14 protein-coding genes are annotated in these 12131 nt (G+C 71.4%); 10 read left to right on the top strand and 4 right to left on the bottom strand.

The window, feature by feature from the left end:
- Positions 1-12: 12 nt before the first annotated feature.
- The 7 genes from O2W17_RS04755 to O2W17_RS04725 all read left to right on the top strand — a co-directional run bounded on the left by O2W17_RS04755 (position 13) and on the right by O2W17_RS04725 (position 7584).
- Positions 13-465 carry a MaoC/PaaZ C-terminal domain-containing protein gene (locus tag O2W17_RS04755; protein WP_269191244.1) on the top strand — a complete coding sequence of 151 codons (453 nt, stop codon included), beginning with the start codon at positions 13-15 and terminating at the stop codon, positions 463-465.
- Positions 462-1649 (top strand): acyl-CoA dehydrogenase family protein, encoded by a 1188-nt coding sequence (locus O2W17_RS04750; RefSeq protein WP_269191243.1) that lies wholly within the window; start codon positions 462-464, stop codon positions 1647-1649. Before O2W17_RS04755 ends, O2W17_RS04750 begins: the two co-directional genes overlap by 4 nt.
- Positions 1646-2422 (top strand): enoyl-CoA hydratase/isomerase family protein, encoded by a 777-nt coding sequence (locus O2W17_RS04745; protein ID WP_269191242.1) that lies wholly within the window; start codon positions 1646-1648, stop codon positions 2420-2422. Before O2W17_RS04750 ends, O2W17_RS04745 begins: the two co-directional genes overlap by 4 nt.
- A gap of 28 nt (positions 2423-2450) precedes the next feature.
- Complete coding sequence (locus O2W17_RS04740; protein ID WP_269191241.1) at positions 2451-3686, top strand: CoA transferase; 1236 nt, start codon at positions 2451-2453, stop codon at positions 3684-3686.
- Between the two features lie 46 nt (positions 3687-3732).
- The gene (locus tag O2W17_RS04735) at positions 3733-4374 is read left to right on the top strand and encodes a flavin reductase family protein (RefSeq protein WP_269191240.1); all 642 of its coding nucleotides are present in this window, start codon (positions 3733-3735) and stop codon (positions 4372-4374) included.
- Between the two features lie 88 nt (positions 4375-4462).
- Positions 4463-5677, top strand: coding sequence for an MFS transporter (locus O2W17_RS04730; protein ID WP_269191239.1), 1215 nt, complete (start codon positions 4463-4465; stop codon positions 5675-5677).
- Positions 5678-5850: 173 nt separating this feature from the next.
- Positions 5851-7584 (top strand): hypothetical protein, encoded by a 1734-nt coding sequence (locus tag O2W17_RS04725; protein WP_269191238.1) that lies wholly within the window; start codon positions 5851-5853, stop codon positions 7582-7584.
- 82 nt (positions 7585-7666) lie between these two features.
- Here O2W17_RS04725 and O2W17_RS04720 read toward each other — a convergent pair whose 3' ends face one another.
- Both O2W17_RS04720 and O2W17_RS04715 read right to left on the bottom strand, forming a co-directional pair.
- Entirely contained in the window at positions 7667-7801 is a 135-nt protein-coding gene (locus tag O2W17_RS04720; protein ID WP_269191237.1) for a hypothetical protein, read from the bottom strand.
- Positions 7802-7970: 169 nt separating this feature from the next.
- Positions 7971-8462: a hypothetical protein gene (locus tag O2W17_RS04715; protein ID WP_269191236.1), complete on the bottom strand. Its 492-nt coding sequence runs from the start codon at positions 8460-8462 to the stop codon at positions 7971-7973.
- 11 nt (positions 8463-8473) lie between these two features.
- Here O2W17_RS04715 and O2W17_RS04710 point away from each other — a divergent pair, with 11 nt between their 5' ends.
- Positions 8474-8611, top strand: a complete 138-nt coding sequence (locus O2W17_RS04710) for a hypothetical protein (RefSeq protein WP_269191235.1) — start codon at positions 8474-8476, stop codon at positions 8609-8611.
- 169 nt (positions 8612-8780) lie between these two features.
- Here the strand turns inward: O2W17_RS04710 and O2W17_RS04705 are convergent, their stop codons facing one another.
- Both O2W17_RS04705 and O2W17_RS04700 read right to left on the bottom strand, forming a co-directional pair.
- Positions 8781-9200, bottom strand: a complete 420-nt coding sequence (locus tag O2W17_RS04705) for a hypothetical protein (RefSeq protein WP_269191234.1) — start codon at positions 9198-9200, stop codon at positions 8781-8783.
- Between the two features lie 118 nt (positions 9201-9318).
- On the bottom strand, positions 9319-9621 hold the full coding sequence (locus tag O2W17_RS04700; protein ID WP_269191233.1) for a hypothetical protein: 303 nt from the start codon (positions 9619-9621) through the stop codon (positions 9319-9321).
- A 676-nt stretch (positions 9622-10297) separates the two neighbouring features.
- On the opposite strand from O2W17_RS04700, the gene O2W17_RS04695 reads away from it, so the two are divergent.
- Both O2W17_RS04695 and O2W17_RS04690 read left to right on the top strand, forming a co-directional pair.
- Complete coding sequence (locus tag O2W17_RS04695; RefSeq protein WP_269191232.1) at positions 10298-10774, top strand: hypothetical protein; 477 nt, start codon at positions 10298-10300, stop codon at positions 10772-10774.
- An 80-nt stretch (positions 10775-10854) separates the two neighbouring features.
- On the top strand, positions 10855-11946 hold the full coding sequence (locus O2W17_RS04690) for a DUF4062 domain-containing protein (RefSeq protein WP_269191231.1): 1092 nt from the start codon (positions 10855-10857) through the stop codon (positions 11944-11946).
- Positions 11947-12131: the final 185 nt, after the last annotated feature.

Here is a 12131-nt window from a genome sequence, read left to right as displayed (position 1 = left end):
CGACGATCAGCTGTGAGCCTGTTCTACGACGACCTCGAGGTCGGCCAGGTGCTCCGCACGCCGGCCCGGACGGTGACCGAGACCGACCTGGTCACCTTCTCCATGGTGTCGGGCGACTGGGCCGCCATCCACAGCGACGCGGAGTTCGCCCGGACCACCTTCTACGGGCAGCGGGTCGTGCACGGGCTGTTCGGCGTCTCGATGCTGACCGGCCTGATGGAGCGCGCCGGGTGGTTCTCCGAGTCGGCGCTGGCGATGCTCGACATCGAGCGGTGGGCCTTCCGGAAACCGATCCTGATCGGCGACACCCTGCGCGGGGAGATGGAGATCCTCGCCAAGCGGCTGACCAGCGCCGGGGACCGCGGCATCATCGGCCGCCGGTTCACGCTGCTCGACCAGCACGACGAGGTGGTCCAGACCGGCGAGATCGGCATGATGATCAAGACGGCCGGGGCGGGCGCGTGATCGGCTTCGAGCTCGACGACGAGCAGCGGGAGCTGCAGGGGCTGGCCCGCGAGGTGGCCGCCGCGGTGCGGCCACAGGCCCGCCGCTGGGACGAGGAGGAGTCCTTCCCGGAGACCTCGCTCGACGTCCTCCGGTCCTCCGGCCTGCTGGGGCTGACCGTGCCGGTCGAGCACGGCGGCCGCGGCAAGGGCGTGTTCGAGGCCTGCCTGGTGCTGGAGGAGATCGCCGCCGGCTGCATGGCCACGGCGATCGTGGCGCAGATGTTCCTCAACGGCCCGCCGCGGGCGCTGGCCGTGGTGGGCACGGCCGAGCAACGCGAGCGGCTGCTGCCCGGGGTGGCCCGGGGGGAGCGGTACTTCGCGATCGCGATGACCGAGCCCGGGGCCGGCTCCAGCGGGACCGAGCTGACCACGCAGCTCGGCCGCGGGACCGACGGCGTGCTCCGGCTCAACGGGACCAAGTGCTACATCACCGGCGGCGACCGGGCCGACACCCTGCTGGTGTTCTGCCGCGCGCCGGGCTCCACCGGCTCCCGGGGCATCGGTGCGGTGGTGGTCGAGCGCGGGCAGCCCGGGTTCGAGGTGGTCGACACCTCGCCGAAGATGGGCAGCCGGGGCGTGGCCGAGGCGACGCTCAGCTTCGAGGACGTCGAGGTCGACGACGCCCAGGTGGTGATCCCGCCCGATCCGGACTCCACCGCCGGCGCCCGGCTGCTGCTGCGGCAGTTCAACCCGGAGCGGTGCGGCAACGCGGCGATGTGCATCGGGGTGGCGCGGGCCGCGCTGGAGGACTCGATCGCCTACACCGCGCAGCGCGAGCAGTTCGGCCGCCCCATCGTGGAGTTCCAGGGCCTGCAGTGGAAGCTCGCCGACATGGCGGTCCGCATCGAGACCGCCCGGCTGGCGCTGTGGCGGGCGGCGGTCTCGTCGGAGGACGGCTTCCCCGCGCTCGGGCACACCGCGGTCGCGAAGCTGGTCGCGAACGAGGCCGCGCAGTTCGTCACCAACGAGGCGATCCAGCTGCACGGCCATCGCGGCTACACCCGGGACGCGCCGGTGGAGCGGTACTTCCGGGACGTGCGCGGCATGGCCCTGGCCGGCGGCACCTCGGAGATCCTGCGCAACCTGATCGCCGAGCAGGTCACCGGCCGGCGGTTCAGCCAGCGCCCGGCGGTGACGGCATGACCGGGGTGCACAGCCGGGTCGACGACGACGGCGTCGCCGTCGTCACCCTCGACCGGCCCCAGGCCCGCAACGCGCTGGACTGGGCCGCCTGGGAGTCCCTCGGCGAGCAGCTGGCCGGGCTGGACCGCGACGACGTGCGCGCGGTGGTGCTGACCGGCGGCGACCGCTGGTTCTCCGCGGGCGGGGACGTCACCTCGATGGGCTCGAACCCCGGCAGCGGGGTGACCGCGCCCGCGGCCCGGGTGCGGCTGGCGCACCGCGTCGTCCGTGCCCTCACGACCTGCCGGGCACCGGTGATCGCCGCCGTCGAGGGGTTCGCCGTCGGGGCCGCGTGGGGGCTGGTCCTCTCCTGCGACCTGGTGGTCGCCAGCCGGGAGGCGTTCTTCGCCGCCCCGTTCGCGCAGCGCGCGCTGGTCGCCGACGCGGGCCTCGCCTGGTCGCTGTCCCGGCACGTCGGGCACCAGCGCGCCGCGGAGCTGCTGCTGCTCGGGGAGCGACTGCCGGCGGACCGGGCGCACGAGCTGGGGCTGGTCACCCGGCTGGTTGCGCCGGGGGAGGCCGGGGAATCCGCCCTGGCGCTGGCCCGCCGGCTCGCCGCCGGGCCGGCCGACGCGATCGCGCTGACGACGTCCCTGCTGCGCCGCGCGCCGGACCGGACGCTGGACGGCTTCCTCGACGACGAGCACGTCGCCGTCGCGCTCAACGGGCACAGCCCCGATCTCGCCGAGGGGCGGCAGGCGTTCCTCGAGAAGCGACCGCCCCGTTTCCGGTGAGGCGGCCCACCAGGAGGAGGTGCGTGCGATGACCGGTCCCACCGCGGACCCGGCGCCGGCGTCCGGCCGGCCGCTGGCCGACCTGTCGGTCGTGGAGTTCTCGTCGTTCGTCGCCGGCCCGTCGGCCGGCATGACCCTGGCCCAGCTCGGCGCGCAGGTGGTCCGCGTCGATCCGCTCGGCGGGGGCAACGACCACCACCGCTGGCCGGTGGCGCCCGACGGCGCGAGCATCTACTGGGCCTCGCTGAACAAGGGCAAGCGCTCGGTCACCGTCGACGTCCGGTCCGAGGCCGGCCGGGAGCTGGTCGCGGCGCTGGCGACGGCGGGCAGCGGGGTCTTCCTCGACAACGCGGTCGGCCAGCGCTGGCTGTCCTACGAGGCGCTCTCCGCCCGCCGCGCCGACCTGGTGCACGTCCGCGTGCAGGGGCACCGGGACGGGCGCCCGGCGGTCGACTACACCGTCAACGCCGAGGTGGGCGTCCCGCAGATGACCGGTCCCGAGTCGATGGACGCACCGGTCAACCACGTGCTGCCGGCGTGGGACCTGCTCACCGGGGCGACGGCGGTGGCCGGGCTGCTGTCGGCGCTGCACGAGCGGTCGGTCACCGGCCGCGGGGCGCACGTGCAGATCGCGCTCGCCGACGTCGCCCTCGCCGGCGTGGCCAACCTGGGCTGGCTGGCCGACGCCGAGCTCAGCGGGCGCGACCGCTCGCGGCTGGGCAACCACGTCTACGGCAGCTTCGGCGCCGACTTCGCCACGTCCGACGGGCAGCGCCTCATGGTGGTCGCGCTGACCGAGAAGCAGTGGCGCGCGCTGTGCCGGGTGACCGCCACCGAGGACGTGTTCCGGGCGCTGGAGCGGGCGCTGGACACCGACCTGGACAGCGAGTCGGAGCGCTACCGGCTGCGGGAGACGATCGCCGCGGTGCTGCGCCCGTGGTTCGCCGCCCGCCCGCTCGACGAGCTCGCCGAGCAGCTCGACGTCGCCCGCGTGCTGTGGAGCCCGTACCGCACGGTGCGCCAGGCCGCGGCGCGGTACGCCCCGGACCAGGACCCGGTCGTCCGGCACGTCGACCAGCCCGGGATCGGCCGGATGCTGGCCGCCGCCTCCCCGCTCCGCTGGCCCGACGGCGGGCTCCCGCCGCAGCCGGCGCCGCGGCTGGGTGCGGACACCGCGGAGGTGCTGACCGCGCTGCTGGGGCTCACCGACGCCGAGCTGGGCCGGCTGCACGAGCAGCAGGTGATCCGGCTGGTGGACGCGTGAGCGCCGCGGCCGGCGCCGGCTGCGCATCCCGACGCTGAGGACGGCGATGTACTACGACAGCGAGCGGGGGGCCCGCGGCGACGGGGACGCCGGGCTGCCGTGGAACCCGTTCAAGGCGCTGGTCGCGCCGCGGCCGATCGGCTGGATCTCCAGCCTCACCCCGGCCGGGGTGGTGAACCTGGCCCCGTTCAGCTTCTTCCAGGCGGTGGCCGACCGGCCCGACGTCGTCATGTTCAGCACCGAGGTGGTGCAGCCGGCGGGCGACGTCGGCGGGTTGAAGGACTCGCACGCGAACGCGGCGGCGACCGGCGAGTTCGTCTGCAACCTCGTCTCCTACGACCTGCGCGAGGCGATGAACGCCACCTCGCTGGAGCTGGCCCGGGACGAGAGCGAGGCGGAGCACGCCGGGCTGGAGCTCGTCCCGTCCCGGCGGGTCGCTCCGCCCCGGGTGGCCGGCGTACCGGCGGCCCTGGAGTGCGTCGTGGTCGACGCGCTGCCGGTGCCCCACCGCGGTGGGACGCACCGGTTCCACCTGGTGTTCGGCGAGGTCGTGGGCGTCTACATCGACGACCGCTTCGTCCGGGACGGCCGGGTGGACACGGCGGCGATGCGCCTCGTCGGCCGCCTCGGCTACGACGAGTACTCGGTGCTCGACCGCACCTTCCGGATGGCGCGGCCCGGCTCCTGACCACGGGCCACCCCGGGTGGCCGGCGTCGGACCGCGCTGCCTAGATTGCCTGGAAGTGGACGACGCGGAGCAGGATCCCGGACCCGCCGTGCCCCGTCCGTCGCGGCGGCTGGTCACCGACCCCGTCTTCGGGCCCTACTGGGCGGGCAAGCTGCTGGCCAACGTCGGCATCTGGATCCAGAACATCGCCAGCGCGGCCCTGGTCTGGCAGCTGACCTCGTCGGCGTTCCTCGTCGGGCTGGTGAGCTTCGCCCAGTTCGTGCCGCAGCTGGTGCTGACCCCGCTGAGCGGTGCGATGGCCGACCGGGGCAGCCCGCGCAAGCAGATCCTGCTCGGCCGGACGCTGTGCACGCTGGGTGCGGCGATCCTGGCCGGCTGGGTGCTGCTGACGCCCGACGTGTCCGACGTGCCCCCGTGGGTCGTGATGGTCACCGCGCTCGTCGTCGGGATCGGGTTCTCCGTCGGCGGGCCGGCGATGCAGGCGCTGCTCCCGTCGCTGGTGCGCCCGGGCGAGGTGGCCCGCGCCGTCGCCCTGGACAACCTCACCTTCTCGGTGGGCCGCGCCGTCGGGCCGGCCGTGGGCGGCGTGGTGGCCGCCACCGCCGGCTACGGCGTCGCCTTCCTGCTGGCCGCCGTCGGTCACCTGGTCTTCCTCGTCGCGGTGTTCCGGCTGCGGACCCCCGGCGCGGCGACCGTCCCCGGTCCGCGGCTGTCGGTCTCCGCCGGCGTCCGGTACCTGCGCACCGACCCGGTGGTCGGTGTGCTGCTGCTCGGGGTCACCGCGGTCGGCATCGGCGCCGACCCGGCGGTGACGCTGGGCCCGTCGCTGGCGGACACCCTCGGCGGCGGCCCGGAGCTGGTCGGCGTGCTGGCCTCGGCTTTCGGGGCGGGCGCCTTCCTGGGCTTCTTCGTGCAGGCGGGGCTGGTGCGGTGGATCGACCACGCATGGCTGGCCACGAGCGGGATGGTGCTGCTCGCGTCCTCGGCGGTGGGGCTGGCGCTGAGCTGGTCGGTGACCGCCGCCGTCGTCGCCTTCGTCGTGGGTGGGCTCGGCCTGACGCTGGCCATGAACGGCGTCACGACGCTGCTCTACGACCGCGTCCCGCGGGAGTACATCGGCCGGATCATGGCGCTCTGGTTGATGGGCTTCGTCGGCTCCCGGCCGCTGGCCGCGGCGCTCAACGGTGCGCTGACCGACCTGGTGTCGGTCCGCGCCGCTCTGGGGACGACGGCGGTGATCGTGCTGGCCGCGGCCGCGGTGTGCCGGCCCTCGGTGCTGCGGCGCCCGGTGCCCGGGAGCTGACGTGGGCATCCCGGTCCGCTGCATCCGGTGGCGACGCGGGAGCCGGTCGACCGGCCCTGGCGACCGGAGCCCAACAGCCCTGGCCGAGGAGCAGGGCCGTCCCCGACGATCGGGGCGACGGCGAGGGGAGCGGGGCGCCGTTGCCCCGGGCGCCGTCGCGGAAGGCGGGGACCATGCGCATCCGGGTCGGGTCGAGGCCGCTCACCGTCCTGCTGGTCGCGCTCCTGACCGTGGGCGCGGGCTTCGTCCCGGGCGCGGCGGGGGCGGCGGAGTGCACGCAGACCGACCCGCTCGAGCGCCACTACTGCGAGCTCGGCGGGGCGGCATCCTTCCTCGGCGCACCGGTGGGTGCGCCGTTCGCCGTGGCCGGCGGACGCGCTCAGGACTACGCCGGGGGAACGATCTCCTGGTCGCCCGCCACCGGCGCTCACGAGGTGCACGGCGCCGTCCTCGGGACGTGGCGGGCCCTCGGCCGGGAGTCCAGCGCGCTGGGCTTCCCCGTGACGGACGAGCAGGGGACGCCGGACGGTCGCGGGCGCTACAACGACTTCGAGCGCGGGTCGATCAGCTTCACGCCGGCGACGGGCGCGCACGAGGTGCGGGGTGCGATCTGGGGGACGTGGAACGCGCTGGGTCGGGAGTCGAGCGCGCTCGGGTACCCCATCACGGATGAGCGGGGGACGCCGGACGGCGTCGGCCGGTACAGCAACTTCGAGCACGGCACCATCTACTTCACCCCGCGGACCGGTGCGCACGAGGTGCGCGGCGCGATCTGGGCCCGGTACGGGTCGCTGGGCTGGGAGCGGAGCGCGCTGGGCTACCCGATCACCGACGAGCGGGGCACCCCGGACGGCGTCGGCCGGTACAGCAACTTCGAGCACGGCACCATCTACTTCACCCCGCGGACCGGTGCGCACGAGGTACGCGGCGCGATCTGGGCCCGGTACGGGTCGCTCGGCTGGGAGCGGAGCGCGCTGGGATACCCCGTCACGGACGAGTACGGGGTGCCCGGAGGGCGGCAGAGCGACTTCGAGCACGGGTTCATCCGCTTCGACGCGGCCACCGGCGCGACGCGCGTCGCCCTGCTGGACCCCTACGACCGGTCGGGCACCTGGGTGACCCGCTTCCGGTTCAGCCGGGAGTACGCCGGTGCCAGCCCGCCGATCACTCCGGCATCGGTGGACGCGATGGCCGACGCCGGCGTGGACACGATCTACCTGCAGGCCGCCGCCGACGAACCGCAGTACCCGGACCTGATCAGCCCCGACCTGCTGGGCCAGTTCCTGGTCCGCGCCCACGCGCGCGGCATGCAGGTGGTCGGGTGGTACCTCCCGCACTTCACCGACGTCACCGCCGACCTGCGCCGGCTGCGGGCGATCGCCGACTTCCGCGCGGACGGGCACGCATTCGACGCGGTGGCCGTCGACATCGAGGACCGCACGGTGGCCGACGTCGACCTGCGCAACGCCCGGCTGGTCGACCTCTCCCGGCGGCTGTACGACGCGCTCCCGGGCGTGACCCTCGGGGCGATAGTGCTGCCGCCGGTGGTCACCGACGTGATCAGCCCGTCGTACTGGCCACGCTTCCCGTGGCAGCAGCTCGCCGGCCTGTACCAGGTCTGGCTGCCGATGGCGTACTGGTCCAACCGGACCGACGCGACGTGGAGCGACGCCTACCGCTACACGCGGGAGAACATCACCCGGCTGCGGGCCAACCTGGGCGAGCCCTGCGCCGCGGTGGCGACCATCGGTGGCTTCGGTACGACCGAGACCGCGACCGACTACGGCGGCATGGTCCGTGCGGCGGCGGAGACCGGCGCCGTCGGGGTGTCGGTGTTCGACTGGACCACCACGCTCGCGGACACCTGGCCGGTGGTGCGCGACTACGACGTCCGCGGGCCCTGCTGATCGTGTCGTCGCCGAGCATGCCGACGGCTCCGCGGGGGCGCCCCGCGGAGCCGGCTCCGGACCGTTCCGCCGGGTAAGGCGGTCAGCGCTTCTTGCCGCGGGCCACGATCTCCGGCGGGGGCGTCGGGTCGCCCTTCGCCTTGCGGTCGAGCCGCTTCTCCTTGATCGACTTGCCGCCGGCCTTGGTCATCGACTGTCGCGGGGACTTGTCACCCATGGTGTTCGCTCCCTCATCGGGAGCCTGGACGGCTCCGTGGGGCGACGCTACGCCGCGGACCTCTCCGACGCGGTCGACGGCGCGGCCAGCCCGAAAATCACGGGGACGCCAAAATCTCTGAAGGTCACGGCGTTGACCACGAGCATCCGCAGCGAGCGGGTTGCGTGCCCTATCGGGTGGCAGCGGTAGTGGCTCGCGTCGCTCTGGAAGCCGCCGTCTGGACGCGCAGGCTGCGAGCGACCTTGGCGGGGCTGAGGAACTGCCACGGTGTGATCACCCTTCCCCCGTAGTGGGCGAGGTTCGACGCCAGTCGTTCGTCGTGCGCGGCCGCGGCGAACATGAGGCGTTCCAGGGGGTTGAGCATCCGTCCGCCCGCCAGGTCGGCGATGAAGAAGTGGTGTGCGGCCAGTTCGTGGTGGTGCCGGCGGGCATATCGCTGCAGAGCACGGTCGACGTCGGCCGCGGACGGAGCCGGCTGGGTCAGTACGGGACCGACCTCGTCGGCGAGCCATGCGGAGGACTCGAGCGCCCATCCGCAGCCGACCCCCCACAGGTAGTCGGTCGTGAGGGCCGCATCACCGACCAGGGTCAGGCCGAACAGGAGCACGGTCCGGCCGTCGGCCTTGTGGTCCAGCAGCGCCTTGTTGCCGTCCCGCGTCAAGGGCCGGGAACGTGCAGACCGTCGACGCCGGGACCGCGTTCGCCGACCTCGACACCCTCGGCGAGGCCCAGGCGCTCGCCGAGGGTGTCGGGGCCCCCGTCACTGCGCACCCGGCCGCCGTCGTTCGGATCACCATCACCGAGGCCTGACCCAACCGACCACCTGGTCGAGCGGCAACGCCACCGGGACCGAAGTCATACCGGTCGCACGCCGGAGCGATGGACGGCCCGAAGATCGGCCCCTTCAGCCCGTAGGCCCGTTGCCAGCGCCGAACCTCAGGACATGCGAGGGCCCCCCGCGCTTCGGTGCTGCAGGTGGTCAGACAGTGATGTGGTGCCAGAGCACCACATCTCTGACGAGCACCGTCTGTCCGACGAGACCGCCATCCGACTGGATGACCGTCGGATGGGCGACGAAAGAGAGCGAGTTCGCTCCTGGTCGAACGAGATCAGTCGGGACGAGTAGGTGCATGCAGCCCCACTGAGGCGGTCCAGGCCAGGTGAACCGTCCAATACCCTTGCTTACCGACTCGGTCTCGCCAATCTCCATGAACAGTTCGACGTCCGTGCGCTGGTCGTTCGGGAAGAAGAACTCCCAGAGCAGACAGCACTTCACACTGCCGTCAAGAGTGGGTGGCAGGGAAAAGGTCAGGGCCCTGGTGGAGTCTGCGCTGTCCTCCGTTCCGCGCAGGCTGAAGGTTCCGTCGAAGACAGGGGTGTACGCGGCGGCGCTCGGCATGTTGCTGCACCTCATGTCCTGGTCATTTGCCGTTTGGCCCTTCGGGCGCGTCGATCCGTCCCGGCTGCACTCCCCGTCGCACCGGGTCGGCGAGGCGGCGTCCACCGGATCGGTCGACTCAGTTCTCCTCTACCCAGAAGACGAAGACGTCGCAGGCGACTCCCCAGCCGCCGCCCCCTTCGACGGGATAGAAGATGTCGTGCCCCTCGCCGCTGCTTGCGATCTGGCAGTCCAGCCCGAACTCCGGCTTCCCTGCCGACGGGTCCGCGGGCGCCCCCTCGACGTATGCACGGTGGGGGATGACATGACGGACCCGCTCCTGCTCTGACTGGCTGAGCGAGTTCAAGTCGCGGAGGTGGATCATTCTTCGTTCCGTCGCCATGAGGATGCTCCTCCGAAGGGGTTCTCGTGACGTGTGCAAGATCGGCTCCTCGTGCAGGACTCCCGACGCTCGCGGAGTCGGATCCCGCGTCGCCGTCGGAGGTCCGATTCCGGGGTGGCCCCTCGTAGGGAGCGAAAATCTTGCAGGCGCTGTCCATGACCCTTGGCAGGGTCGCAGGCTGACTGTCACGGTGCTGTCACCGCTTGATCACCGAAGCTTTGGCGTCGTTGCCCGTCACAGTGCCCAGCCGACCCGGACGTGGTGCCGGGGTCATCCACGGCTGTTTGCATCCGCGTTCACGAGCGCTGCGCTCGAGAAGGGGGGAACGCGATGATCGGGACATGGCGTCGGATGGGCGGCCTCGCGTGGGAGCGGTCGCAGGTTCCCAATCCTGCCGCGCTGGCCGCATCACTCTGCGGGAATGTCGACGAGTCATGCCGGCGGGCCGTCCGAGACCGTGACCTGTCGTCATGCTGAGCGACCGATCGACTCTCTCCGAGTCGTTCCCTCGACTGCCAGTGCCCGGCCGTGCCCGCCCGGGAGCGGGTGACCGGCCGCCTTGCGCCGCCGAGCGGTTGGTTCCGTCACCCGACCGGGTGCTCGTGGCCCCCTTCGCGGCCGATCTTGTCCACAGATCGCCTGACGCCACCCCTACGGACTGATCCGTTTCCTTACAGTCCCACCCGATTCGACGACTGCTCGACGGGGGATGGGCGTGCCGACTGCTCTGGACGTCGTGGACGGCGAGGTCCGCGAGCTGATCCGCCGGCGTGGGCTGGATCCGTTCACCGATCCGGGCCCGGTGCGGCTGCTGGTGCGCGACGTCGTCGCCGACTATTCCGAGCGGTCGCTGTCCTCGGCACTGCCGCCGATCGGGGATGCGGAGTCGGTGGTCCGCGACGTGCTGGACCGGGTGGCCGGGTTCGGGCCGCTGCAGCGTTACCTGGACGACCCGGAGATCGAGGAGATCTGGGTCAACGAACCAGGCCGGGTGTTCATCGCCCGGCGGGGCCGCAGCGAGCTGACCACGACGATCCTGGGGCCGGGAGAGCTGGCCGACCTGGTGGAGCGGATGCTGCGCATCTCGGGTCGACGGATCGACATGTCGACGCCGTTCGTCGACGCGATGATGCCCGACGGCTCCCGGCTGCACGTGGTCATCCCCATGACAACGCGGTCAGCAGGCAAATGACGAAACCCTGATCTACGCAGTGCGGCTCTCACGAAGGTGAGGTCCGGGAGGCCGACCCGTCTCCCAACTAGGCTCAGCCCGTGGCCGTCGAGAAGCGCGAACAGGTATTCGTAAGCTCCACCTTCCTTGATCTCCAAGAGGAACGCCAAGCGGTAATCCAAACGCTTCTCCAGGCCGACTGTTTCCCAGCCGGGATGGAGCTATTCCCCGCCTCGGATGACGAGAAATGGGACCTGATTAAGCGGGTGATCGACGACAGCGACTACTACGTCGTCGTCATCGGGGGGCGTTACGGCAGCGTCGACGAAGACGGACTTAGCTTTACGGAGAAAGAGTTCGACTATGCTGTCGAAACGAAGACGCCGGTCATGGCCTTCCTGCACGGTGCGCCGGGCAACATCCCAGTCGATAAGGCAGAAGTAACTCCAAGGGCCAGGGAGCTGCTGGACGCCTTCCGGGACAAAGCAAGTCAGCGAATGGTCAAGTTCTGGACCACGCCAGCAGACCTCGCTGGCGCGGTGGCGCTAAGTCTGATTCAGACCCGCAAGACACACCCGGCCGAGGGGTGGGTTAGGGCGAGTCAGGCCCTGACTCCTGAGGTAGAGAAGGACATGGCGGAGTTGCGCGCTACCGTCGCTACTCTAACCGCTCAGCTAGAGGCTGAGAAATCCGGTGGTGCCACCGTTCGAGACACTAGCATCTACGCCCAAGGTGACGACCTGAACGACCTCTTCTGCACTATTCGGTATTGGACGAAGGAAGATGCGGAAGCGGGTCGAACCACTCGTAGCAACTCCAAGGCTCACTACTTCCACCTAGAAATCTCGTGGGATGAGATCTTCTCCCACCTAGCCCCTCTCATGCTTGATGAAGCCAGTGAGGAAGCTCTAAGTGAAGAGCTAGATGTTCTTGCTGCGGTGGTGGGTCGAGAGCAGGTGAACCTGCCGCCCGACGCTGGCAAGGCGGGTGGGATTGAGGCGGGACTCGATGAGTTCAACGACGTCAAGGTGCAGTTCTTTGCTCTGGGTCTCATCGACCACAGCGCCCGACGCCACCCAGTGCAAGACAAGCAGACCTACTGGACGCTTACGCCCAAAGGGCGGGATCACATGACGCGTCTACGGGCCAAAAAACGGCCGGAGCCAGCTCAGCAGGTGATGGATTTGCCGTAACTGGTGAGCTTGCGCACCGTCGCGGTTAACGCAAAGGCGCCTGTTGGCTCGCAGATCAGCTCCGTCGGATTCGGCCCCGACGGGCGGACCCGATGACGTCTCAACGGCCCAGATGGGGTACGGCATGTTCGGCCCTCAACCTGGGACCGCCATGTCATAGCAGCCGGGAAGCTGCCACGGTGGCG

It is taken from the genome of Blastococcus sp. VKM Ac-2987, assembly GCF_026967805.1.
Classification (GTDB): domain Bacteria; phylum Actinomycetota; class Actinomycetes; order Mycobacteriales; family Geodermatophilaceae; genus Blastococcus.
Note: the sequence above shows the minus strand (reverse complement) of the source record. Positions and strands in the feature narration are given on the sequence as shown.

Bases quoted from the DNA above. Each gene is read 5' to 3' on its own strand.
- O2W17_RS04725 (WP_269191238.1), top strand. From the start codon at position 5,851: ATGCGCATCCGGGTCGGGTCGAGGCCGCTCACCGTCCTGCTGGTCGCG.
- O2W17_RS04740 (WP_269191241.1), top strand. From the start codon at position 2,451: ATGACCGGTCCCACCGCGGACCCGGCGCCGGCGTCCGGCCGGCCGCTG.
- O2W17_RS04720 (WP_269191237.1), bottom strand. From the start codon at position 7,801: ATGGGTGACAAGTCCCCGCGACAGTCGATGACCAAGGCCGGCGGCAAG.
- O2W17_RS04735 (WP_269191240.1), top strand. From the start codon at position 3,733: ATGTACTACGACAGCGAGCGGGGGGCCCGCGGCGACGGGGACGCCGGG.
- O2W17_RS04705 (WP_269191234.1), bottom strand. From the start codon at position 9,200: ATGCCGAGCGCCGCCGCGTACACCCCTGTCTTCGACGGAACCTTCAGC.
- O2W17_RS04745 (WP_269191242.1), top strand. From the start codon at position 1,646: ATGACCGGGGTGCACAGCCGGGTCGACGACGACGGCGTCGCCGTCGTC.